We start from the raw sequence: 22,862 nt of genomic DNA, 5'->3' as shown, positions 1-22,862 counted from the left end.
AACGTGATTTAGCTTGCATTTACACCCCAGATGCCCAGCTGAGCTAGGCTCGATGCATGCCCCAACGTGCACTGCCTGCATTTCTTCCGCTGAGCTCAACGCTGCTGGCCGCATTGCTGATTGGCGGTTGCTCTGCAGTCCCAAGCGATCACGCAGAACCAGCAACCCCGCAGCCTTCCGTCCAGGCCAGCGTTCCTGCCTCGCCGGAACCGGCTCCGAGTTCAGCCATAGCGGATGCCTCGGCCGCACCTTCGGCACCCGAAGAGCTATCGCTGATGGTTACCGGCGATGTACTGCTGCATCCGCAGCTATTGGATGAAGCGAAGCAAGCGGCTGGAGCGGAAACGGGCAACGGCGGCGACTACGATTTCAGCCCCTTGCTTGCGGGCCTGGCACCCTATGTCCAGGACGCAGATGTGGCGCTATGCAATCTGGAAACACCGATTGGTGTCCCTCCGTATTCGGGGTATCCGCGGTTCACGGTCCCAGATCGAATCCTGGCCGACCTCGGCGCTATTGGCTACGACGGATGCACCACTGCCACCAATCACACGGTAGATGCCGGGACGGCCGGAGTAGAGCGAACGCTGGACGCTCTGGAAGCGAATGGGCTTTTCGCGACCGGCTCCTACCGCAGTGAAAAAGAATCCGAGAAGCCATCGATCCTGGACATGGAAGGCGTGAAGCTCGGTGTAGTAACCAGCACCTATTCGCTCAATGGCTTGCCGGAAGAAGCTGACTGGCAAGTCGATACCGGGGTGGATGCGCAGCAACTGATCGCCAGGGGCAAGGCAACGCGCAAGGCGGGAGCGGACATCGTCGTGGCTGCCGTGCACGATGGGGCTGAATACAGCACCGAACCGACAGCGTCCCAGAAAAGGCTCGGTCGAGCCTTGGCAGAGTCCGGTGTCTTCGATTTCATCTACATGCACCACACCCACTCGGTATTGCCCATTGAGAAGCACGACGGAACCTGGATCGTCTACGGTTTGGGCAATTCCGTGGCAAAACACGCCACACCAACCATTCTCAACCGCGAAGGCATCAGCGTAAAGGCAACGTTTACCCAGGGAGCGCCCGGCGAATGGGATGTCAGCGAATTGCGGTGGGTACCGCACCAGCTCTCAAATGAACCTGTGGCCTGGTGCCAAGTCTTCGATGCTGCTGGATGCATACGGGAAGATGAAGCAAAAGCCTCCTTGAAGCGCAGCGAGGCCACAGTGAATGCCTATGGCGCATTCGACGACGGACTTCGAGAGTGGACGCTGGACTGACCTAGCGCAATGGCCAAGGTGCCCACACGCGGCTTGAGGGAAGAATTGCGCGTGCTCTGGCTAGCCGTGCCGGCGATATGTCTTCGAGGCCGCGGGACTGCTCGCCGAATCCTGTCCGGTCAACGTCGAAACAGTGCACGAGGCGGTCCATGCCTCGATCCAGGAACTCGCCGAATCCTCCGGACGCGGCGGCACTCACCTGGATCTCGAGTTCCTCAAGGATTTCTGGGACAACTTCGTCGCATCCATCGCAGCCGCACGGCGGAAATGTCGCGCGGTACAACGCGCCGAGCTCCAGGTGCACCGCGGGAAACGTGGTGAAGACCATGCCCAGTGGCGCGCAGCGCGAATCCATCGGAAATACGCGAACAGAGCGCACCACATGGCCCGGTTGAATCCGCATTTGCCTGGCCAGCCCGGGATCTTCGAAGCAACGCACCTCGAACTGCTCGCGCAGGCAATCCAGCAACGCCTGGGCTACCTGCGGCACCGGGGCAAAGCGTTGCACATGGGAGGTCAGCGAATAGCTCTCCGCTGGAGGCTGCTCATCCCAGCGCTGGCCATAGGGGATCAGCGCACCGTGCTCGTCGAAGTAATCCGCCACTTCGATATCTGGGCGCTGGTAGCCGTGAAGCATGTTTGGGTTCTCCGTTTCTGCCGCATGCAGGTATTGCGGGAATTCAGTGCCCGAACTCATCCGAATCGGTGAAGGGGCCAGCACCGGTATCCATGGCATTGATGGCGGCCATTTCCGCCTGGGTGAGCTGGAAGTCGAAAATGTCCAGGTTCTCGCTCTGCCGCCGCTGGTCTGCCGATTTCGGTGCCGCTGCCCGCCCGGACTGGACATGCCAGCGCAAGGTCACCTGCGCGCTGCTCTTCCCATGCGCTTGGGCGATCCGGACCAGGGCAGGATGTGAAAGGAGTCCAGATTTCTTGCGTCCCAGCGGGGAATAGGATTCGGTCCGAACGCCATGCTCGGTGTTGAAACCTTGCCAATCGACGCTTTGCCGTTCAGGATCAACCTGGATCTGGTTCAGCGCCGGCACGAGCCCCGAATCCAGGACGTTCTGCAGCTGGTAGGGCTTGAAGTTCGAGACTCCCGCAGCCCGGATCTTGCCCTCGTCTACTAGTTTGCCCAGCTCAGTGAAGGCTTCGACATAGGTGTTCTGCGGGGGGTTGGGCCAGTGGATCAAGAACAGATCCACATACTCAAGACCCAAGCGGTCCAGGGAGTTCTCCAACGCCTGGCGCACGCCTTGGGTCGAATGCCATTGCTTGTTGAATTTGGTGGTTACGAAAATTTCATCGCGATGAAGCCGGCTCTGTGCCAGGGCCTTGCCCACGGCGTCCTCATTCTCGTAGTTCTCCGCTGTATCAATGCGGCGGTAGCCCACGTCGAGGGCGGACAGCACCGCTGCGGCCGCCTCGTATCCACGCATGGGCCACGTGCCCAAACCGATCGAGGGCATGCTCACGCCACCGGCAAGTTCGAGGGAAGAAATATCAGCAATCATGTCCTTGAACCTACCAAGTTCCACCACTTGCCGGGAGGCGGCGTCGAAGAATCCGCGACACACCGGGAAACAAAACAGGCGCACGGCGTCTCTGGGTTTAACGTTATTTCGGCGCATTTTTCGTGCTGCCAACCACTGAACACCATGAAGGTTAGAACCATGCCGAAAATAGGCGTCCTCGCTCTGCAAGGGGATTTCCGCGAACATCTGGCCTCTTTGGAACGGCTCGGGCAGCGCACGCACATGGTGCGCACCGTCGTCGATTTGGAGCAGGTTGACGCGCTGGTGATTCCCGGCGGCGAGTCCTCGGTGATTGACCGGCTGTCCCGCAACTACGGGCTAGCTGGTCCCATCAAGGAGCGCATCGCAGCAGGCATGCCAGCCTACGGCTCCTGCGCCGGAATGATCATGCTGGCCGATCGCATCGAGAACCCTGCAATCTCGCGAGATGGCGCGGTACAGCAAAGCTTCGGCGGCATCGACATGACGGTCAAGCGCAACGCGTTCGGGCGCCAGATCGACTCATTCGAGCACCAGCTGGACTTCAACGGGCAAAATCTCGAAGCGGTGTTCATCCGCGCACCGGAAGCCGTGCAAATTGGCCCGGACGTGCAAGTGATCAGCACCGTTCAAGCGGGGACGGATCACGAACAGGGTAGAATTGTTGCAGTACGCCAGGGAAAATTGTTGGCAACCAGCTTTCACCCGGAAGTCACCGGCAGCACCGCTATCCACCAATTTTTCATCAATCTCACGCGAGGAGACGCTTAAAGCATGTCAGGCCACTCCAAATGGGCAACTACCAAGCACAAGAAGGCCGCGATCGACGCCAAGCGCGCCAAGGCCTTCGCAAAATTCATCAAGGGCATTGAAGTTGCCGCCCGTGCCGGCGGCGCCGACATGGCCGGCAACCCGGCACTGGAACTTGCTGTCAGCAAGGCCAAGAAGAACTCCGTGCCGATCAACAACATCGACCGCGCCGTCAAGCGCGGCGCAGGCCTGACCGGCGAGGTCGTCGACTACACCGAGATCATCTATGAAGCACGCGGCCCGCAGGGCTCGGCCCTGCTGATCGAGTGCCTGACCGACAACAAGAACCGTGCAGCCTCCGAGGTGCGCGTGGGCATCACCCGCAACGGCGGCACCATCGCCGACCCGGGTTCGGTCGCCTACCTGTTCAACCGCCAGGGCGTTGTCCGCCTGCCCAAGGGCGAGCTGACCGAAGACGACCTGCTGATGGTCGTGCTGGACGCCGGTGCCGACGAGATCATGGACGAGGACGAGAACTTCGCCATCGTCTGCGACCCTTCGGACCTGCGCGCTGTGGCCGCTGCGCTGGATGAAGCGGACATCGCCTACGAGTCCGACGAAATGGAATTCATTCCATCGATGAAGGTCGACCTGGACGTTGAAGGAGCTCGCAAGTTCCTCAAGCTCTACGACGCGCTGGAAGAACTGGATGATGTCCAGGGCATCTACACCAACGCTGATCTGTCCGACGAGGTTCGCGCCGCGCTGGACGAAGAGCAGTAAGGCTTGGCCTTACGTGTTGTTGGCGTCGATCCCGGCCTGACCCGTTGCGGTCTTGCCGTGGTCGACGTCGCCGCAAACAGGCAAGTTTCGCTGGTCGACGTCACCGTCGCCGGCACCCCTCCGGGCACTCCGCTCGATGCCCGGCTCTTGAAGATCGCCAACGCCATCGACGAATGGCTGGATCTGCATCAGCCCGATGTGCTCGCCTTGGAACGCGTGTTCGCATCGGCGAACGTCTCCACGGTCATCGGCACCGCGCAGGTCACCGGCGTTGTCATCACCGCGGCAGCGCGACGCGGAATACCCGTGGCCCTGCACACGCCGACCGAGGTCAAGGCGGCGGTTACCGGTTCGGGACAGGCCACCAAGGCGGCGATCGGCAAGATGGTTGCCAAGATCTGCCGGCTCGATGAACCGCCTAAGCCTGCCGACGCCGCTGATGCGGTGGCCTTGGCGATTACCCACGGCTGGCGCGGTGCGGCCACCGGCTCGAATGCCTCGGCCTCCGCGGCTAATGCCGGTGGTTCGTCGCAGCTGACCGGTGCGCAGCAGGCGTGGATTGCCGCCGAGGCGTCGGCCAAGCGCCGTGCAGTGCGCCGCTAGCCGGCCAGCACGGCAGCGGCCCCGACCCACCGGGGAACGCGGCGGATCGATATTCGTAGGTATCTTCGATAAACTGGGTTCGATCGAACATATATCCCAAGGAGTGGCATGATCAGCTCATTGACCGGCACCGTGCAGGCGGTAGCCCTGAATACCGCGGTAATTGACGTTAACGGCTTCGGGATGCTGGTCAATGCCACCCCCGGGACGCTGTCCACCCTGCAGGCAGGACGCGAGGCAACGGTATTCACCTCCATGGTGGTCCGCGAGGATTCGATGACCCTCTTCGGCTTCGCTACCGCTGAGGAACGCGATGTCTTCGAGGTCCTGGTTTCCGTATCGGGCATCGGGCCGCGCACAGGCTTGGCCATCTTGGCGGTGCACTCTCCGGAGGAAGTCCGCATCGCGGCGAACACCAAGGACACCGCCGCTTTCACCAAGGTATCGGGCATTGGCCCCAAGGGCGCGAGCCGCATCGTGCTGGAACTGAACGGCAAGCTGATCCCGACTGGCGCGCCAGTGGCTCCGGTTTCCGGCGGCGGCAACGCGAGCGTCTGGGAACCGCAGGTGATCGAGGCGCTGACCGGCCTGGGCTGGAGCGAAAAGGATGCAACCAGCACCCTGAAATCGCTGTCCAAGGCTGATCCAGATGTCGTTGCCACCGGCAACGTCGCAGAAATCTTGCGTGCTGCACTGCGCAGCATGTCCAGCGGAACCCGCGCCTAAGCGGTCTGCGAGAGGATCAACTGATCATGAATGACTCCACCGGGCTCACGAATGCCGGCAGCGAACCCGAGGAACGGGTAATCGAAGCGGCCCTGCGCCCGCGGAACCTCGACGACTTCGTGGGCCAGTCCCGAGTGCGCCAGCAGCTCTCGCTGGTGCTTGAAGCAGCGAAAATCCGCGAACGCACCGCGGACCACGTTCTGCTCTCTGGCCCGCCGGGCCTGGGCAAGACCACCTTGTCGATGATTATCGCCGCCGAGATGAACGCGCCATTGCGCATTTCCTCCGGCCCAGCGATCCAGCATGCCGGTGACTTGGCCGCGATCCTCTCGTCGCTGACCGAAGGCGAGGTGCTGTTCCTCGATGAAATCCACCGCATGTCCCGGCCGGCCGAGGAAATGCTCTACATGGCCATGGAAGACTTCCGCGTAGATATCATCGTCGGAAAGGGCGCCGGCGCCACGGCCATTCCGCTGGAGCTTCCGCCCTTCACTCTCGTTGGCGCAACCACGCGCGCCGGACTATTGCCCGGCCCGTTGCGTGACCGCTTCGGCTTCACTGGCCATCTGGAGTTCTACGCGGTCAAGGAGCTTGAACTGGTTTTGCGCCGTTCGGCCATGATGCTTGATCTGAGCGTCACTTCGGCCGCGTTCACCGAGATCGCCGGACGCTCCCGCGGTACGCCCCGTATCGCCAACCGCCTGCTGCGCCGCGTGCGTGACTGGGCGCTGGTGCATAAGCTCGAAGAGATCGATGCCCAAGCGGCCGAGGCCGCCTTGGACATGTACGAGGTCGATGCACGTGGCCTTGATCGCCTGGACCGGGGTGTGCTCGAAGCCTTGTGCACCAAATTCGGCGGGGGACCGGTGGGGCTATCGACCCTGGCCATCGCCGTGGGTGAAGAAACCGAAACCGTCGAAACTGTCGCAGAGCCATACCTGGTGCGTGAAGGGCTGATGGGCCGGACCCCGCGCGGTCGTATTGCCATGCCCGGAGCCTGGGCGCATTTGGGCTTGGCGATGCCAAAGGATGCCATCTTCGCCAGTGCGCAAAGCTATGAAAACGATGAGGATTAGGCAAGCATTACTTCACTGCCCGCGTAAATGGTCTGCCGGTTCACCGTGACGCATTAGACTAAAGACGCCCGACCTATGCCCGTTTCGGGGCGAGGTGGGGCGTCTTTGCTGTATTACGCCAGAAATAGCCGCAACAGCATCCCAGAACTTCAGATCAAATCGCAACAATTCGTTAGCAGGTAAATACGTGAATCCCCTCGTAATCGCTCAGGCCGCTGGTGGCGGCTTCAACCCTTCGCTGATCCTGATGGTCGCGCTGTTCGCAGTGCTGATCTTCATGATGTTCCGTGGCCGCAAGAAGCAGTCCGCCCAGCAGGAGAAGCTGAAGAACAACACCGTGCCAGGCGCCAAGGTGATGACCAACTCGGGTATCTTCGGCACCGTCGTCGGCGTTGACGCAGAGGATCGCGTCCAGGTCGAGGTCGCGCCGGGCGTAGTGCTGAACCTGCACCGCCAGGCCATTGCCACCTTCCTGGACAAGGATGCAGCAACCCCGGCCGTGGCCGACGGCGCTGCAGAATCCACCAGCACCACCGAAACCCCGGAAGAGTCCCTGCGTCGCCTGAACGATGAGGGCAAGGACGAGCGCAACGCCTAAGTCCCGGGCAGCATAGCGGTGGCCTGAAGGCCAAGCCACTCAAACGAGAAAGCACATTAGATGTCATCAATCAGACCTGTTAAGCAGGCGCGCAAGGCGTTGCTGTGGTTGCTGATCGTCTTCATCATCGCAGCCGGCGTGTTGGTGGGTGGTGCAGCGAACGGTAAAACCGGATGGGGACCGAAGCTGGCCCTCGACCTCGAAGGCGGCACCGAGATGATCCTGGCCCCTCGGGTCCAGGGCGACGAAGCGATCAACCAAGAGCAGCTGGACCAAGCGGTGGAGATCATCCGCCAGCGTGTGGACGGTTCCGGTGTAACCGAATCGGAAATCACCACCCAGTCCGGTCGCAACGTTGTGGTCTCGATGCCCGGCACCCCGGACCAGACCACTCGCGATTTGATCCAGGCTTCGGCCAACATGGAGTTCCGCCCGGTGCTGATCACCGGCGGCTACGCAGCCACCCCTGAGGAAGATCGCACTCCCAAGGAAGACCTGCCAAAGCCTGAGGGCAAGCCAGAGAACCCATCGGACACCAACTGGATCACCGCAGAGCTCTTCCAGGAGTTTGAAGGCTACGACTGCGAAACCGAGCTCAAGGACCGCGGCGGGGACGCTGCGGACCCAGCCAAGCCAATGATCTCCTGCGATACGGACATGGGCGTCAAGTACATCCTTGGCCCACAGGAAATCTCCGGCGACAAGATCAAGGACGCATACGCGCAGCTCGCTCGCGGCGTCAATGGTTCGGTCACCGGCGAATGGGTTGTCGTGATCGAGTTCAATGCCGAAGGCACCAAGATCTTCGCCGACACCACGCAGCGTCTGATTGCCCTGCAGGGTTCGCAGAACCAGTTCGCGATCGTGCTTGATGGCGAGACCATCTCGGCGCCAACCACCAATGCGGTGATCTCCGATGGCCGTCCGCAGATTTCCGGCGGGTTCACCCAGGACACCTCGCAGGCGCTGGCGGAGCAGCTGAAGTACGGCGCACTGCCAATCAGCTTCGACATCCAGTCAGAGCGCCAGGTTTCTGCAACGCTGGGTGCTGACCAGCTGACCGCGGGCCTCATTGCCGGTGTTATCGGCCTGGTCCTGGTATTCATCTACTCGCTGTTCCAGTACCGCGCTCTGGGCTTGGTGACCATCGCTTCGCTGCTCGTCGCCGGTGTGCTGACCTACCTCTGCCTGGTCCTGCTTGGCTGGGGCATGAACTACCGCCTGTCGCTGGCGGGCGTGGCTGGCTTGATCGTGGCCATCGGCCTGATTGCGGACTCGTTCATCGTGTACTTCGAGCGTGTTCGAGATGAGTTGCGCGAAGGCCGGCCATTGGCAAGCGCCGTGGATATCGGCTGGAAGCGTGCCAAGCGCACCATTCTGGCTTCCAAGGCCGTGAACGTGTTGGCTGCAGTAGTGCTCTACATCGTTGCCGTGGGCAACGTGCGAGGCTTCGCCTTCACCCTGGGCCTGACCGCAATCGTTGACCTCGTGGTCGTGTACGGACTGACCCATCCAACCCTGGTCCTGCTGGCACGCACCAAGTTCTTCGCCAACGGCCACCCGCTCTCGGGCATGGATCCATCGTTGCTTGGCGTCAAGCCGCTGTACCAAGGTGCAGGCAAGGTTCGCCGCTTCGATGAAAACGTTGAGGCAAACCGCGGCAAGAAGAATGCCAAGGCTTCGGTTGAAGCCGCCAAGCGCATGACAATTGCCGAGCGTCGCCGTGCACAGGCCGAGCAGCCTGCCAGCCCGCAGGCCAAGGCCCAGGAGGAGAACAATGAATAAGCTAGTCACTTGGGGCAACGAGCTCTACACCGGCAAGCGTTCCTACCCGTTCACCTCCAAGCACCGCTTGTGGTTCCTGATCGCCGGTATTCTGGTGATCCTGTCAATCCTGGTTCCAGTGGTCAAGGGCGGATTCAACCTGGGTATCGACTTCCGCGGTGGTTCTGAATTCACCGTTTCGGATGTGCAGGAAACCGATATCTCCATTGGTGAAAAGGCTGTTGCCTCGGTGGCTTCGGGCGCTGCGGCAACGGTCACCAACATTGCGCCGGGAACCATGCGCGTGCAGACCGAGCGCTTGAGCGATGACCAGACCTTGGCCATCGCCAGCCAGCTCGCGGAGAACTACGGTGTCTCCAGCGATGAAGTTACCAGTAACTTCATCGGCCCAACCTGGGGCGAAGACGTTTCGCGCCAGGCACTGGTTGGCCTGGTTGCCTTCGTGGTCCTGGTGGGCTTGCTGATGGCTGCCTACTTCCGAACCTGGAAGATGTCACTGGCCGCGATTGCCGGTCTGATCGCCGTGGTCATCGTCACTGCGGGCATCTACTCGCTGTCCGGTTTCGAAATCACGCCCAGCGCGATCATCGGCTTCCTGACCATTCTGAGCTACTCGCTGTATGACACCGTGGTGGTCTTCGACAAGGTCCGCGAAAACACCAAGGACTACACCCAGCAGTCCAAGCGCACCTTCGAACAGCTGGTGAACCTCGCTGTGAACCAGACCCTGGTTCGCTCGATCAACACCTCGGTCGTTGCCGTGCTTCCAGTGGCCGCGATCCTGTTCATCGGTTCCTATTTGCTGGGTGCCGGTACGCTCAAGGACCTGTCCTTGGCGCTGTTCGTCGGTATCATCGTCTCGGCCCTGTCGACCTTGTTCGTCCAGGCGCCCATGTTCCATTGGCTCCGCCACAAGGACGACGACGTGGTAGCGCACAATCAGAAGATGGCTGCTGCCTAAGCCGATCCGAAGATCTGAATTTGGTGCTCCCAGCATTTGCTGGGGGCACCATTTCGCTTAAGCGGGAAGATGCGTAATTAGTTGTCACCGCCCGAACGTGCTATAACGTTTGAACTAAAGAAGGTGTTTTTTCAGTGCACGGCCACCAGTGATCTGGTGGCCCGGAACTACCGTTGGATTCCTTCGGGCTTCACGCAGGCTCGGGAAAGAATCCAGCGGCAACGGGAAGGAGCGGGGCATGGCGAATACGCCTAACCTGAACAATTCGAAACGACGCTCTATCTCTCGTTTGGTGCGCTTTGCCGGCCGGGGGAGCACCCCGAGCACATCGCCGACCCTTGAACCGCTATTGCGTACGGTCAAGTCCAAGCATCCGAAGGCCGATCTGGACCTGCTGGTCCACGCCTATGAGGTCGCCGAAAAGTACCATGAAGGCCAGAAGCGCAAGAGCGGCGACCCGTACATAACGCACCCGGTCGCCGTCGCCACGATCCTGGCGGAGATGGGGATGACCGGCTCGATTCTTGCCGCCGCCTTGCTGCACGACACCGTTGAAGACACCGACTACTCCCTGGAGTCCGTTAAGAAGGAATTCTCCGAGGAAATCGCCATGCTGGTCGATGGCGTGACCAAGCTGGACAAGGTCACCTATGGCGACGCGGCCCCGGCAGAGACCGTGCGCAAAATGGTCGTGGCCATGTCCCGTGACATCCGCGTGCTGCTGATCAAGCTGGCCGACCGCCTGCATAATGCCCGTACCTGGCGCTACGTGTCCCCTGAATCTTCCTCGCGCAAGGCGAAGGAAACCCTGGAGATCTTCGCACCGCTGGCGCACCGTCTGGGCATGAACACCGTCAAGTGGGAGCTGGAGGACCTGTCCTTCGCTGCCTTGCACCCCAAGGTGTACCAGGAGATCGTCCGCATGGTGGGCGATCGCACTCCGGAACGTGAAAAGTACCTCTCCGCGATCCGCCAGACCCTTTCGGGTGATCTCGACGATGTAGCCATCCATGCCTCGGTGTCCGGCCGGCCAAAGCACTACTACTCGATCTACCAGAAGATGATCGTGCGCGGCAAGGACTTCGACGATATCCATGACCTCATGGGCGTGCGCATCCTGGTGGATACCGTCAAGGACTGCTACGGCGCCCTGGGCGTCGTGCACGCAGAGTGGAATCCACTGCCTAACCGCTTCAAGGACTACATTGCGATCCCGAAGCTGAACCTCTACCAGTCGCTCCACACCACGGTGATGGGTCCTGAAGGCAAGCCGGTAGAGATCCAGATCCGCACCCACGATATGCACGTACGCGCCGAATACGGTGTAGCCGCGCACTTCCAGTACAAGCATGGGCAGACCGATAACTCCATGCTTTCGCCGGAGCAGAATATGGATTGGCTGCGTTCCTTGATGGAGTGGCAGGCGGATACCGCTGACTCCGAGGAGTTCCTGGACGGCCTTCGCTACACGATCAGCTCCGCTGAAGTCTATGTGTTCACCCCCAAGGGCGACATCATGTCCTTGCCGGTTGGTGCCACACCGGTGGATTTCGCCTACTCGATCCACACCGACGTTGGCCACCGCACCATCGGCTCCCGCGTCAATGGCAAGCTCGTTCCATTGCATACCGAGCTCAAGCAGGGCGATGTGGTGGAGGTCTTCACCTCGAAGGCCGAAGGCGCTGGCCCATCCCAGGATTGGCAGAACTTTGTCCGCTCGCCTCGTGCCAAGGCAAAGATCCGCGGTTACTTCTCCAAGGAACGCCGCGAGGAGGCCATCGAAAAGGGCAAGGAGCTGCTGACCAAGGAACTGCGTCGCAACCAGCTGCCATTGCAGAAATTGATGACTCACGACCTGCTCACGGCGGTAGCCAACGAACTGCACCACACGGACATTTCGGCCCTGTACCAGTCCGTTGGCGACGGCCATACCAGTGCACAGAACGTCATTGAGCATTTAACGGCCCTGATTGGCCCTCCAGAAGCCGAACAGGTCGATGAGGAAGCGGTAGTCCGCCCAATGGCTCCCAGCCCGGCTACGGGCAACGACGCCGGCGTGATCGTCGAGGGCCTGGGGGATGTGCTGGTGAAGCTGGCGCGTTGCTGCACCCCAGTGCCGCCAGATGAAATCCAGGGTTTCGTAACCCGTGGCGCCGGAGTCTCGGTGCACCGCACCGACTGCCTGAATCTGACGCAGCTCGCCGAGCAGCCGGATCGACTGGTCAATGTCACGTGGGCCACCAAGCACCATGGCGTGTTCCTGGTGGAGATCCAGGTCGAAGCATTGGACCGCAAGTCGCTGCTCTCCGACGTCACCCGGATCCTCTCCGAAAGCCACTTGAACATCCTTTCGGCCAGTGTGCAGACAAGCAAGGACCGTGTGGCAATCTCCCGTTTCTCCTTCGAAATGGGCGATCCCAAGTTCCTGAGCCACGTGCTGAACCAAGTACGCCGCATCGATGGCGTCTACGATGTCTACCGCACCACCGCAGGGTCCCGCCGCTAATTGCGCGCTGCACCCCGCGGTCCAGCCTAGGCCGCTTGCGCCGTATCGGAGAAGGACTGGACTAGGCGCAGGGCCCGGGAGCGCTCGGGTGAGGGAACCTCCGATGCCAGGGCTTGTTTGATGGCGTCCAAAGTCAGGTAGGGATCTGCCAGGGCCGCGACTGTGCCCAGCACGCGGCTGGCAATGGGCAAAGGATCGTATTTCGCGCAGTCGCAGGCGCTGCGCAATGCGGTGGTCACCCTGATGCGGCTGCGGAACACCATATCCGTATCCGGCACCTGGATTTGGGCGAATTCGGCTCTCAGCCCGTGCCCGGGGTAGAACGGCCGATGGTAGCTCTTGGCGTAGATGCACAATGTGAACACTGACGGCAAGAGCCCATGGATCCAGGCTGCAGTTTGGCGAGCTAGCACCGCATCGCGGGCCAGCTCGCGGCCACAGGCGAAACCTGCAATCCGTGCCCGCACCGACGCGTTGACTCGGATGCTGCTGGGCAAAAAATAATCACCGAGGACCTCGAGCAGCAGGCCGTTGTGGGCCATGGCGTGCAGCTCGTTGCGGGTGAACATCTCACCAGCGATCCACAGGTCCCCGGGAATGCGCAACGCGGCGGCGCGAGGTCCGGTAGCTGGGGAATTTCTCGTTTCCATAGAGCTACTGAACCAGTTCGCGCCGCCGCGTTGGCGGTGTGCAAGCGATCTGTGGATTACTTACTGGAAGTCGGCAGCCGACTTCTCCAAGGTGCTCAGCCACATGCGGCGTGCATCCAGGGCTTCCTGGGCTGTCGCGATCTGCTTGGCGTTGCCCTTGGCCTGTGCTGCTGCCAGATCATCTTCCAAGGCGGAGATGGTGTCCTGCAGCTGCGAGAGCATCGAGTTGGAGCGGGCCTTGGTCTCCGGGTTGGAACGGCGCCACTGTTCGTCCTCGGCACCCTTGACCGCGTCCTCGACCTGGCGCAGGGCCGATTCAATGCGCTGCAGGTCGTTGCGCGGCACCTTGCCGGCAGCTTCCCAACGGGTGCGGATCGAATCCAGCTTGTTCTTGGCAACAGCCAGATCCTTGATGGGAAGCAGCGCGCGCGCTTCTTCCAGCAGGGCTTCCTTCACCACGAGGTTCTGGGAGTACTCTTCATCGATCTTGGCGTTGGCCGCGGCGCGGGCCTGGAAGAAGACATCCTGGGCGGCGCGGAAGCGGCTCCAGAGCTGGTCGTCGTCCTTGCGCGAGGCACGGCGCGACTTCTTCCACTCGTCCATGAGCTTGCGGTACTCGGCGGCGGTAGCGGTCCAGTCGGTGGACCCCTGCAGCACCTCGGCGCGAGCGATCAGCTCTTCCTTCACTTCCTTGGCGGCCGCGTTGGTCGAATCCAGCTGCGAGAAGTAGGCCCGGCGATGGCGGTCGAAGGTGGTGCGGGCGGAGCGGAATCGCTTCCACAGCGCGTCTTCCGTGGACCGTGGCAGGCGCACCGAGGACCGCTGCGAACCCTTCCAGGCGTCGAACAGCTCGTTCATCGCCGCCGAAGCGGTCTTCCACTGGATCTGCTCCGGGCGCTTGCCGGCCAGCTCTTCAGCCTGTTCGACGATGGCTTCGCGGGCAGCGAGCTGTTCCGCGCGAGCTTCATCGTTGGCCTTGCGCTGTTCGCTGGTCAATGCCTCGACGGCTACGCGGGCATTCTCGAGGCGCGTTTCAAGCGCCGGGATGTCGCCGACCATATGGCGTTCGGCAACGGTGGCCGAGAGCGCCTGCACAGCCTTGCTGAGCTCGCCGGCCGGGGCCTTGGCAACGACGCGCTGCTCCAGGAGCATCAGCTGCGAGAGCGCGTCGTCGTATTTGCGCACGAAGTAGCCCAGGGCTTCGTCCTGGGTTGCGTCGGGGTATTGGCCCACTGGGAATTCGGCGCCGTCAATGATCACGAAGACGTGGCCGTCCTCGGTCACACGGGCGAACTTTGCCGCTTCGTCGAGGGGAGTGGTATGTGCGACGCTTGGCGCTACAACCGGCTTTGCGGCAGGCTTCTGGGCCTGTGGCAATGGGGTCTTCTGGCTGTCGTCGGATTGCTGACTGGTGGTCACCGCTGAAACTCTTTCACTTTACGAGCACTTGCTTTAGCCAACTCTACCTGTGACCTCCGCTTCTTAGTAAGCCGACGTGCACAGGTTTCTCGGGTTTCGGGCTATAAGATGGGTAGGTAGCCCAATTTGCACTAAGGAGTTTCATGGCACGCAAGGCCTCACTATCAGGTTTCCCGGAATGGCTTCCCGCCGAACGGGCAGTTGAACAGCATGTGCTCGATACCTTGCGCCACGTCTTCGAACTGCATGGATTCGCCAACATCGAGACCCGTGCGGTGGAAACCCGAGCGCAACTTCTGCGCAAGGGCGAAATCGACAAAGAAGTCTACGGACTGTCCCGGCTGGCCGCGGAGGATGAGAAGAACGATCCCAACGCGTTGGCCCTGCACTTCGACCTCACCGTGCCTTTCGCACGCTACGTGGTGGAGAACGCAGGCCACCTGGCCTTCCCCTTCCGCCGCTACCAGATGCAGAAGGTCTGGCGTGGCGAACGCCCGCAGGATGGCCGCTTCCGCGAATTCACCCAGGCCGACATCGATGTCGTGGGCGATGGCACCTTGCCCTTCAGCTACGACGTGGAGCTGGCGCTGACCATTGCCGACGCGCTGTCCGCCCTGCCGATCGGCGATTTCCGCCTGCGGGTGAATAACCGCAAGCTGGCCGAGGGCTTCTACCGCGGCCTGGGCCTGGAAGATCCGGATGCAGTCCTGCGCGCCATCGACAAGCTGGAAAAGATCGGCGATGATGCCGTCGCCAAGATCCTGGTCGAAGAAGTCGGCGCCACCGCGCAGCAGGCCGCCGCCGCCCTGGCCCTGGCCAAGATCCGCACCATGGACACGTCCTTCGTGGAGCAGGTCCGCGCACTGGGCGTCAGCCACGAACTGCTGGATACCGGCTTGGATGAGCTCTCGCAGGTCATCGATGCCGCATCCAAGCGCGCACCGGGCAAGGTCATGGCCGATTTGTCCATCGCCCGCGGGCTGGACTACTACACCGGCACCGTGTACGAAACCGTGCTGGTGGGCCACGAATCCCTGGGTTCGATCTGCTCGGGCGGGCGCTACGAATCGCTGGCTTCCAAGGGCAAGAAGAACTACCCAGGTGTGGGCTTGTCCATCGGCGTCACCCGCCTGGTCTCGCGCATCCTTGCAGAAGAGTCCGTGACCGCAAGCCGTTCGGTGCCTTCGGTGGTATATGTCACCTTGGCCAACGACGAGTCCTGGCACGAAGCGCAGGATGTAGCCTCGCAGCTGCGCGAGCGCGGCATCGCCTGCGAGGTAGCAGCCAGCGCGGAGAAGTTCGGCAAGCAGATCAAATTCGCTGATCGACGCGGGATTCCGTTCGTCTGGTTCACCCATGCCGATGGCGCCCACGAGGTCAAGGACATCCGTTCCGGCGAGCAGGTCGCCGCGGATCCGTCCACCTGGATGCCGGCCGAAGCGGACCTGAAGATCGCCATCAGCTAGTTCTCGGGCAGGATCGCCCGCCCGCGCACCAATCACGGTGCACTAAACTTCATGGGAAGAAACTTTCCCAACCGACCGAAAGGATCGTAGTGCTACGCACTCATCAGCTGGGCGTCTTGAACGCCGAGCACATTGGACAGCAGGTCACACTCACCGGTTGGGTCGCGCGTCGCCGCGACCACGGTGGTGTCGCCTTCCTGGATTTGCGTGATGCTTCGGGCGTGGCCCAGGTCGTCGTGCGCGATGAAGAGGACTTCCATCCGCTGCGCAATGAGTTCGTGCTGCAGATTCTCGGCACCGTCGAGCGCCGCCCGGAGGGCAACGAGAACCCGAATCTGCCTACCGGGCAGATCGAGGTCATCGCTGAGACCGTGACCGTGCTGAACACCGCGGCCCCGCTGCCATTCCAGGTCGACGAGCACGTCGAGGTCGGCGAGGAAGCGCGCCTGCGCCACCGCTACCTGGACCTGCGCCGCCCGACCCCGGCCCGCAACATCCGCCTGCGCTCCGAGGCCAACCGCGTGGCACGCAACCTGCTGCACGACCAGGGCTACATCGAGATCGAAACCCCGACGCTGACCCGCTCCACACCGGAAGGCGCCCGCGACTTCGTCGTGCCGGCCCGCCTGACCCCGGGCAGCTGGTACGCCTTGCCCCAGTCCCCGCAGCTGTTCAAGCAGCTGCTGCAGGTCGGCGGCTTCGAGAAGTACTACCAGATCGCCCGCTGCTACCGCGATGAGGACTTCCGCGCGGACCGCCAGCCGGAGTTCACCCAGCTGGACATCGAAGCATCGTTCGTCGAGGAAGATGACATCATCGAGCTCGGCGAAAAGCTGGTCACCGAACTGTGGAACCTGATCGACGTGCAGGTCCCGACCCCGATCCGCCGCATGGCGTACTCGGAGGCCATGGCCAAGTACGGTTCGGACAAGCCGGACCTGCGCTTCGGCCTGGAACTGACCGAAATGACCGAGTACTTCGCGAACACCTCCTTCAAGGTCTTCCAGTCCGAGTACGTCGGCGCCGTGGTCATGCCTGGCGGCGCATCGCAGCCGCGCCGCACCCTGGATGCCTGGCAGGAATTCGCCAAGCAGCGCGGTGCCAAGGGACTTGCCTACGTGCTGATCAAGGAAGATGGCGAGCTGGCTGGCCCAGTGGCCAAGAACCTGTCCGAGGAAGAGAAGGCCGGACTGGCCGCAGCTACCGGCGCAGCCGCCGGAGACTGCATCTTCTTCTCCGCCGGCAAGAAGAACGAATCCCGCGCACTGCTCGGTTCGGTCCGTGTCGAGATCGGCCACCGCACCGGACTGATCAAGGAAGGCGACTGGGCCTTCGTCTGGATCGTCGACGCACCGATGTTCGAAGCTGCCTCCGACGCTGTCGCCTCGGGCGACGTAGCCGTGGGCGCTGGCGCTTGGACTGCTGTGCACCACGCGTTCACCAGCCCCAAGCCGGAGTTCATGGAAACCTTCGACACCGATCCTGCATCGGCCCTGTCCTACGCCTACGACATTGTCTGCAACGGCAACGAAATCGGAGGCGGTTCGATCCGTATCCACCAGCGCGACGTCCAGGAGCGCGTCTTCAAGCTCATGGGCGTAACCCAGGAGCAGGCTGACACCCAGTTCGGCTTCCTGCTCGAGGGCTTCAAGTACGGCGCGCCACCGCATGGCGGCATCGCCCTGGGTTGGGACCGCGTGCTGCAGCTGCTGACCAACTCGGAGTCCATCCGCGACGTCATCGCCTTCCCGAAGACCGGTGGCGGTTTCGATCCGCTGACCGCGGCTCCTGCGCCAATCACCCCGCAGCAGCGCAAGGAAGCAGGCATCGACTTCAAGCCTGAGAAGAAGAAGGCCGAAGAGACCGAAGCCAAGGCCGAAGCCAAGTAGGTTCACGCAGCTTCGTAACGCCGGATGGAACGCTTGAATGCGTTCCATCCGGCTTCTTTTTAACCTGGAATTAGCTCTTTTGGTGGACTATGAGTATTTTTAATACTAGGTTTGTTTTTGACTTAGTTTGCAGAACCAGTTCTCACGACCACTTTGGAGCGATACGTGCCAGCAGAAGAACCACACGATATCATCGAACGTTACCCAGAAGCGGACCAGGAATGGGCTAAAACCTTTTTCGCTTCAATGGTGTGGAACGACCTCACCAATGCGCAGGTGGCGCTCGAACTGGACCGCACCCTGAGCATGGTTCGCGATAGCGGGCAGCGGGCCGAGGAACTCTTTGGCCATTCGGGCGAATATGGTGCGACGCGGGCTCAATGTCTATTGACGCCAGAGCAGCGCGCGGACGCGGAACTTCCCGTCGAATCAAGTACTGCGCTATTGGCGGTTGTTGGGATGCTTGTTGGCCTGCTGTGCACTGGATTTGGAATCTGGATCGGGTTCCGCGATGGGTGGACCTCGAGTTCGTGGCACTACTGGCAGCTTTCTGCTCTAACTGCCGGGGCAGGGATCGCACTATCGGGATACCTGTGGTGGTTTAACCGATTGAAGGGGAAATTCGGCCTGTCCTGGATACTGGGACCGGTAGGTATCCTCGTGTCGGTTGGAGCTGCCGCTCTAATCGTGCAGATAGGAGGAAGCAATAATCTGCTGCCCCTGCCAAATTGGTTAGCTCCAATTCTTGGCGCAGGGCTGGTGGTTGCTTGCTTCTATCTGATGCCTGCCTATAAAGCGCAGAAAGCCGCTGGCGGGCAACAAATCCTTCTCGGCACCGACGAGTGGTTCGCGGAAACCACCAGACTGCTGCGCGGACGCTACGGCATGAGTCACAAGGAAGCCAATGAGTCGCTGAGTACTGCGCGAGAACATCTCGATGATGCGGCGACCCGAGGCGAAAAAGCTGACCCAAACCTTGAATTCGGAACGCCCAATGAATTCGTGATTGGGCTGGCAGTGAACACCGAAAAGGCGCTCAAGCGTCGTTGGCTTCTACGCCGCATGGCCACCTTGACCGTAGTCGCTTTATTCGCGGTCGGCGCGGTCGCTGGCCTGATGGATCCAGCGCGAAATGGCGGGGATATTTTCTTTGGGGTCGCAGTGCTGGTGTTTGCCGCGGTGAGTGTTTACGAGCTGCGTCCGGCTGACCGCAAGGCCTACGTCCAAGAGAAGCTCAAGGAACGAGCAGCCAATGCCCGGGCACTGCAGGAGCGCGACGATGACTAAGCCCGAAGGCTTTCCGGGTAGCTGGCAACGCGCCATGTTGCCGATGCTCTTACTCGCCGAACTCTCGGCTGGCCAGGCCCACGGTTATGCACTGGCGAAATCCCTGCAGGAACGCGGTTTCGGGCCGATCAAGGGAGCCACGCTCTACCCCGCATTGGCCAAACTCGAGGCCTCGGGTTTTGTTGAAACCCGCTGGGAAGAAGGCCAAGGTGGCCCGGGGCGAAAGGTCTACGAACTCTCCGCCACCGGACGGGTGGAACTAGCCGAGCAACGAGCCAGCTTCGACCAACTGACCCAACTGGTACAGAGCACCGGCCGCTAGGGGAGGTCTGCCGAGTCTACGATCATCGTGAACGGTCCGGTATTCGTCAGCGAGACATTCATCATCGCGCCAAATACACCGGTCTGAACGCTCGCACCCAATTCGCGCAGGTGCTCCACGAAGTAGTCGTACAACGGTTCGCTGATAGGACCGGGCGCCGCATTGGACCAGGATGGGCGGCGGCCCTTGCGCACCGAACCGTACAGGGTGAACTGGCTGATCACTAGCAGTGGTGCATTCACCCCGGCTGCGGAGGTTTCATCCTCCATGATCCGCAGCTGCCAGATCTTTTCGGCCACCTTGCGTGCGATCGCCTGATCATCCTCATGGGTCACCCCAAGTAGGATCACCAAACCGGGGGAGTCGAGCTGGCCGGTAATCTGCCCTTCAACCTCAACATGGGCGGTGGAAGCGACCTGGACGACAGCGCGCATATGGCGGACCTTTCAAAAGACGGTGGGGCTTCCAGAATATCGGTAGGCTTAGGGGGTGAGCGATTTGTTCGATTCCCTGTCCGATGAGCCACGCGATGCGCGTGAGCCCCAAGTCAACCGGCCCCGTCCGCCACTGGCGGTGCGCATGCGCCCGAAGACCTTGGATGAGCTCGTCGGCCAACAACACCTGCTAGGCCCGGGTTCACCCTTGCGACAGCTGGCCGAAAACCCTGAAACCGGGTTGGCTGGACCTGCCAGTGTGATCCTCTATGGCCCTCCGGGAATTGGCAAAACCACCATCGCGCACGTGATCGCCCGCGCCACCGACCGTAAATTCGTGGAACTTTCGGCCATCACCGCCGGTGTCAAAGATGTCCGGCGAGTCATCGAACAGGCCAAGGATGACCGCGATCTGCGCGGGATTACCACCGTGCTCTTCCTCGACGAGATCCACCGCTTCAACAAGGCCCAGCAGGACGCACTGCTGCCCGGCGTGGAAAACCGTGTCGTCGTCCTGGTAGCTGCGACGACGGAGAATCCCTCCTTCTCGGTGATCTCGCCGCTGCTTTCGCGCTCTTTGCTGCTGACCTTGCGTCCGCTGACCGACGGCGACCTGTCCACCTTGCTCGAGCGCGCTGTGGCCGACGAGCGGGGTTTCGACGGCCAGGTGCTCCTCAAGGAGGAGCAGCGCGACGCCATTGTCCGCCTGGCCCAGGGCGATGCCCGACGCTCGCTGACCGTGCTGGAAGCAGCCGGCGCGGTGGCTTGGAACGCCGCGGGCGCCGGCATCGATCCGCCGGTGCTGATTACGGACGACCATGTGCAGCTGGCCATGGACCAGGCGGTCCAGCGCTACGACAAGGATGGCGACCAGCACTACGACATCATCTCCGCGTTCATCAAGTCCATTCGTGGCTCTGATGTGGACGCGGCCCTGCATTACCTGGCGCGCATGCTCTCTGCGGGGGAGGACCCCCGCTTCATTGCCCGCCGCCTGATGATCTCGGCCTCGGAGGATATCGGCATGGCCGATCCCACCGCACTTCCCGTTGCCGTAGCAGCCGCTCAATCGGTGCAGCTCACCGGCATGCCGGAAGCACGGATCATGCTCGGGCAGGCAACGGTTCATCTGGCTACGGCCCCGAAGTCCAACGCTTCATACAATGCGATCAACGCCGCCCTGGCCGACGTATCCGAAGGCAAGGGTTCGCTGGTTCCCGACCACCTGCGTGACGCGCACTATCCCGGCGCCAAGCAGCTGGGCCATGGCGTGGGCTACATCTACGCCCATGATGCTCCGCACTCCATCGCAACCCAGCAGTACCTGCCCGATGATCTGGTGGGCACCGACTACTACACGCCGACCAATAACGGTGCGGAAAAAACCATAGGGTCCCGCCTGTCCCGTTTGCGTGAAATCATCCGGGGCAAGGATCCGCAGCGCTCCAAGGGCAAGCGCTGATTGTGCGCTAAGCCTCAGCGAAAGCTGCTGCCGTTTCGTGTAAACTTGATCTTTGGCTGGCAAGCCTTGTCCCGCATTCGAGTCATCGAGCGTGGAGGCAGGGTTGAAGTGAAGCAGGGACGCGACGCCCACACACTCTCCCACCTGGAGGCCAGTAGATACCGTCGCTAATCGAAAGGGACACATTATGGCTAACGCCCGTGCCCGCCGCACCGTACGCCTTTCGCGTGCGCTCGGCCTTGCATTGACTCCAAAAGCTGAAAAGTACATGGAGCGCCGTCCATACGGTCCAGGCCAGCACGGCCGCGCCCGTAAGAAGCAGGACAGCGACTACGCAGTACGTCTGCGCGAAAAGCAGCGTTTGCGTGCCCAGTACGGCATCCGCGAAGCTCAGATGCTGAGCGCCTTCAAGGAAGCTAAGCGCCTCGGCGGCGAAACCGGCGGTAACCTGCTGGCTCTGCTCGAGTCCCGTCTGGATGCCCTGGTTCTGCGTGCAGGCTTCGCCCGCACCATCCAGCAGGCCCGCCAGATGGTTGTTCACCGCCACATCCTGGTCAACGGCCAGCGTGTAGACCGTCCGTCCTTCAAGGTACAGCCGGGTCAGCTGATCCACGTACACGAGAAGAGCGAGAAGATGGTTCCATTCCAGATGGCTGCAGCAGGTGAGCACTCGAAGGTGCTGCCAGCCGCTCCTGCTTACCTGGACGTAAAGCTGGAAGCCCTCCAGGCTACCTTCGTGCGCACCCCAGAGCGCACCGAAATCCCAGTGACCTGCGAAGAGAACCTCGTGGTCGAGTACTACGCACGCTAAATCCGTGCGCTAGTTCCAAGCCCGCAACCGGAAACGGTTGCGGGCTTGTCGCTTAACTACCTATCTGGGCTCTGACTTCGATAAGGTGGACTGGCACCAAAAACCCAAAGCAGAAGAGGAAGCACATGTCGGGTTCGGATATTGCAGGGCTCATCGCCGCCGGCGCGTTTGTTGTACTAGTTGTGCTGCTGGCAGTGCCGATCATGAAGTTGGGCAAGGTGTTCGACGAGCTGCGCAAATCGATCAAGGACCTGGCCGACGGAACCACTCCGCTGATCGGCGAAGTCGCCAACACCGTGGCGACCACCAACGACCAGCTCAAGAAGGTCGATGCCATCACCAGCAACGTTTCTGACACCACCGCCAATGTGTCCGCGCTGTCCTCGCTGGTAGCAGCCACCGTTGGCAAACCGCTGATCAAGGTTGCCGCGTTCACCGAAGGCGTGAAGGTCGCGATGAACACCAAGCCAAGCGGCAAGGCTCGCCGCAGCCGCTAAGCAAGCAACGCTGTTTGATCGAACACGTATCGGCGCGCTGAATAGGATA

General features: G+C 61.5%; 22 protein-coding genes. 17 read left to right on the top strand and 5 right to left on the bottom strand.

Annotation, left to right across the window (positions count from 1 at the left end; all coding sequences use genetic code 11):
* The first annotated feature begins 56 nt into the window (after positions 1-56).
* The gene (locus tag ACFVHU_RS01755; RefSeq protein ID WP_332727545.1) at positions 57-1,274 is read left to right on the top strand and encodes a CapA family protein; all 1,218 of its coding nucleotides are present in this window, start codon (positions 57-59) and stop codon (positions 1,272-1,274) included.
* A 1-nt stretch (position 1,275) separates the two neighbouring features.
* On the opposite strand, the gene ACFVHU_RS01750 is transcribed toward ACFVHU_RS01755, so the two are convergent.
* Positions 1,276-1,911 (bottom strand): DUF6226 family protein, encoded by a 636-nt coding sequence (locus ACFVHU_RS01750; protein WP_332595181.1) that lies wholly within the window; start codon positions 1,909-1,911, stop codon positions 1,276-1,278.
* Between the two features lie 43 nt (positions 1,912-1,954).
* A complete protein-coding gene (locus tag ACFVHU_RS01745; RefSeq protein WP_332486101.1) occupies positions 1,955-2,788 on the bottom strand; it encodes an aldo/keto reductase in 834 nt (277 codons plus the stop codon).
* Positions 2,789-2,947: 159 nt separating this feature from the next.
* Between ACFVHU_RS01745 and pdxT the strand changes: the two genes are divergently transcribed.
* The 9 genes from pdxT (at position 2,948) to ACFVHU_RS01700 (ending at position 12,576) form a co-directional block, all read left to right on the top strand.
* Positions 2,948-3,559, top strand: a complete 612-nt coding sequence (gene pdxT, locus ACFVHU_RS01740; protein WP_105661372.1) for a pyridoxal 5'-phosphate synthase glutaminase subunit PdxT — start codon at positions 2,948-2,950, stop codon at positions 3,557-3,559.
* Between the two features lie 3 nt (positions 3,560-3,562).
* Positions 3,563-4,321, top strand: a complete 759-nt coding sequence (locus ACFVHU_RS01735) for a YebC/PmpR family DNA-binding transcriptional regulator (RefSeq protein ID WP_105658275.1) — start codon at positions 3,563-3,565, stop codon at positions 4,319-4,321.
* 3 nt (positions 4,322-4,324) lie between these two features.
* Positions 4,325-4,924 (top strand): crossover junction endodeoxyribonuclease RuvC, encoded by a 600-nt coding sequence (ruvC, locus tag ACFVHU_RS01730; protein ID WP_105658276.1) that lies wholly within the window; start codon positions 4,325-4,327, stop codon positions 4,922-4,924.
* A gap of 108 nt (positions 4,925-5,032) precedes the next feature.
* On the top strand, positions 5,033-5,650 hold the full coding sequence (ruvA, locus tag ACFVHU_RS01725; RefSeq protein WP_105661371.1) for a Holliday junction branch migration protein RuvA: 618 nt from the start codon (positions 5,033-5,035) through the stop codon (positions 5,648-5,650).
* A gap of 26 nt (positions 5,651-5,676) precedes the next feature.
* The gene (gene ruvB / locus ACFVHU_RS01720; protein ID WP_105661370.1) at positions 5,677-6,726 is read left to right on the top strand and encodes a Holliday junction branch migration DNA helicase RuvB; all 1,050 of its coding nucleotides are present in this window, start codon (positions 5,677-5,679) and stop codon (positions 6,724-6,726) included.
* Positions 6,727-6,913: 187 nt separating this feature from the next.
* Positions 6,914-7,324 carry a preprotein translocase subunit YajC gene (yajC, locus tag ACFVHU_RS01715; protein WP_105661369.1) on the top strand — a complete coding sequence of 137 codons (411 nt, stop codon included), beginning with the start codon at positions 6,914-6,916 and terminating at the stop codon, positions 7,322-7,324.
* A 60-nt stretch (positions 7,325-7,384) separates the two neighbouring features.
* A complete protein-coding gene (gene secD, locus ACFVHU_RS01710; RefSeq protein WP_388022113.1) occupies positions 7,385-9,109 on the top strand; it encodes a protein translocase subunit SecD in 1,725 nt (574 codons plus the stop codon).
* Positions 9,102-10,070 (top strand): protein translocase subunit SecF, encoded by a 969-nt coding sequence (secF, locus tag ACFVHU_RS01705; protein WP_388022111.1) that lies wholly within the window; start codon positions 9,102-9,104, stop codon positions 10,068-10,070. Before secD ends, secF begins: the two co-directional genes overlap by 8 nt.
* A gap of 238 nt (positions 10,071-10,308) precedes the next feature.
* Entirely contained in the window at positions 10,309-12,576 is a 2,268-nt protein-coding gene (locus ACFVHU_RS01700) for a bifunctional (p)ppGpp synthetase/guanosine-3',5'-bis(diphosphate) 3'-pyrophosphohydrolase (protein WP_332728108.1), read from the top strand.
* Between the two features lie 26 nt (positions 12,577-12,602).
* On the opposite strand, the gene ACFVHU_RS01695 is transcribed toward ACFVHU_RS01700, so the two are convergent.
* Positions 12,603-13,226 carry a hypothetical protein gene (locus tag ACFVHU_RS01695; protein WP_388022109.1) on the bottom strand — a complete coding sequence of 208 codons (624 nt, stop codon included), beginning with the start codon at positions 13,224-13,226 and terminating at the stop codon, positions 12,603-12,605.
* A gap of 60 nt (positions 13,227-13,286) precedes the next feature.
* The gene (locus ACFVHU_RS01690) at positions 13,287-14,645 is read right to left on the bottom strand and encodes a DUF349 domain-containing protein (RefSeq protein ID WP_133833327.1); all 1,359 of its coding nucleotides are present in this window, start codon (positions 14,643-14,645) and stop codon (positions 13,287-13,289) included.
* Positions 14,646-14,788: 143 nt separating this feature from the next.
* Between ACFVHU_RS01690 and hisS the strand changes: the two genes are divergently transcribed.
* From hisS to ACFVHU_RS01670, 4 genes are all read left to right on the top strand, one after another.
* On the top strand, positions 14,789-16,111 hold the full coding sequence (hisS, locus tag ACFVHU_RS01685; RefSeq protein ID WP_133833328.1) for a histidine--tRNA ligase: 1,323 nt from the start codon (positions 14,789-14,791) through the stop codon (positions 16,109-16,111).
* 89 nt (positions 16,112-16,200) lie between these two features.
* Positions 16,201-18,000: an aspartate--tRNA ligase gene (aspS, locus tag ACFVHU_RS01680; protein WP_388022106.1), complete on the top strand. Its 1,800-nt coding sequence runs from the start codon at positions 16,201-16,203 to the stop codon at positions 17,998-18,000.
* Positions 18,001-18,165: 165 nt separating this feature from the next.
* Positions 18,166-19,287, top strand: coding sequence for a hypothetical protein (locus ACFVHU_RS01675; protein ID WP_146112899.1), 1,122 nt, complete (start codon positions 18,166-18,168; stop codon positions 19,285-19,287).
* Entirely contained in the window at positions 19,280-19,609 is a 330-nt protein-coding gene (locus tag ACFVHU_RS01670) for a PadR family transcriptional regulator (RefSeq protein ID WP_105661361.1), read from the top strand. The genes ACFVHU_RS01675 and ACFVHU_RS01670 overlap by 8 nt, the downstream gene beginning before the upstream one ends.
* Here the strand turns inward: ACFVHU_RS01670 and dtd are convergent.
* Complete coding sequence (dtd, locus tag ACFVHU_RS01665; RefSeq protein WP_105658289.1) at positions 19,606-20,043, bottom strand: D-aminoacyl-tRNA deacylase; 438 nt, start codon at positions 20,041-20,043, stop codon at positions 19,606-19,608. The genes ACFVHU_RS01670 and dtd overlap by 4 nt on opposite strands.
* Positions 20,044-20,098: 55 nt before the next feature.
* Between dtd and ACFVHU_RS01660 the strand changes: the two genes are divergently transcribed.
* From ACFVHU_RS01660 to ACFVHU_RS01650, 3 genes are all read left to right on the top strand, one after another.
* Positions 20,099-21,505, top strand: a complete 1,407-nt coding sequence (locus tag ACFVHU_RS01660) for a replication-associated recombination protein A (RefSeq protein ID WP_105661360.1) — start codon at positions 20,099-20,101, stop codon at positions 21,503-21,505.
* Between the two features lie 184 nt (positions 21,506-21,689).
* A complete protein-coding gene (rpsD, locus tag ACFVHU_RS01655) occupies positions 21,690-22,316 on the top strand; it encodes a 30S ribosomal protein S4 (RefSeq protein WP_105658291.1) in 627 nt (208 codons plus the stop codon).
* A gap of 125 nt (positions 22,317-22,441) precedes the next feature.
* Positions 22,442-22,813, top strand: coding sequence for a DUF948 domain-containing protein (locus tag ACFVHU_RS01650; RefSeq protein WP_105658292.1), 372 nt, complete (start codon positions 22,442-22,444; stop codon positions 22,811-22,813).
* The last annotated feature ends 49 nt before the right edge of the window (positions 22,814-22,862 follow it).

It is taken from the genome of Glutamicibacter sp. NPDC127525, from assembly GCF_042672105.1.
GTDB lineage: Bacteria > Actinomycetota > Actinomycetes > Actinomycetales > Micrococcaceae > Glutamicibacter.
Note: the sequence above shows the minus strand (reverse complement) of the source record. Positions and strands in the feature narration are given on the sequence as shown.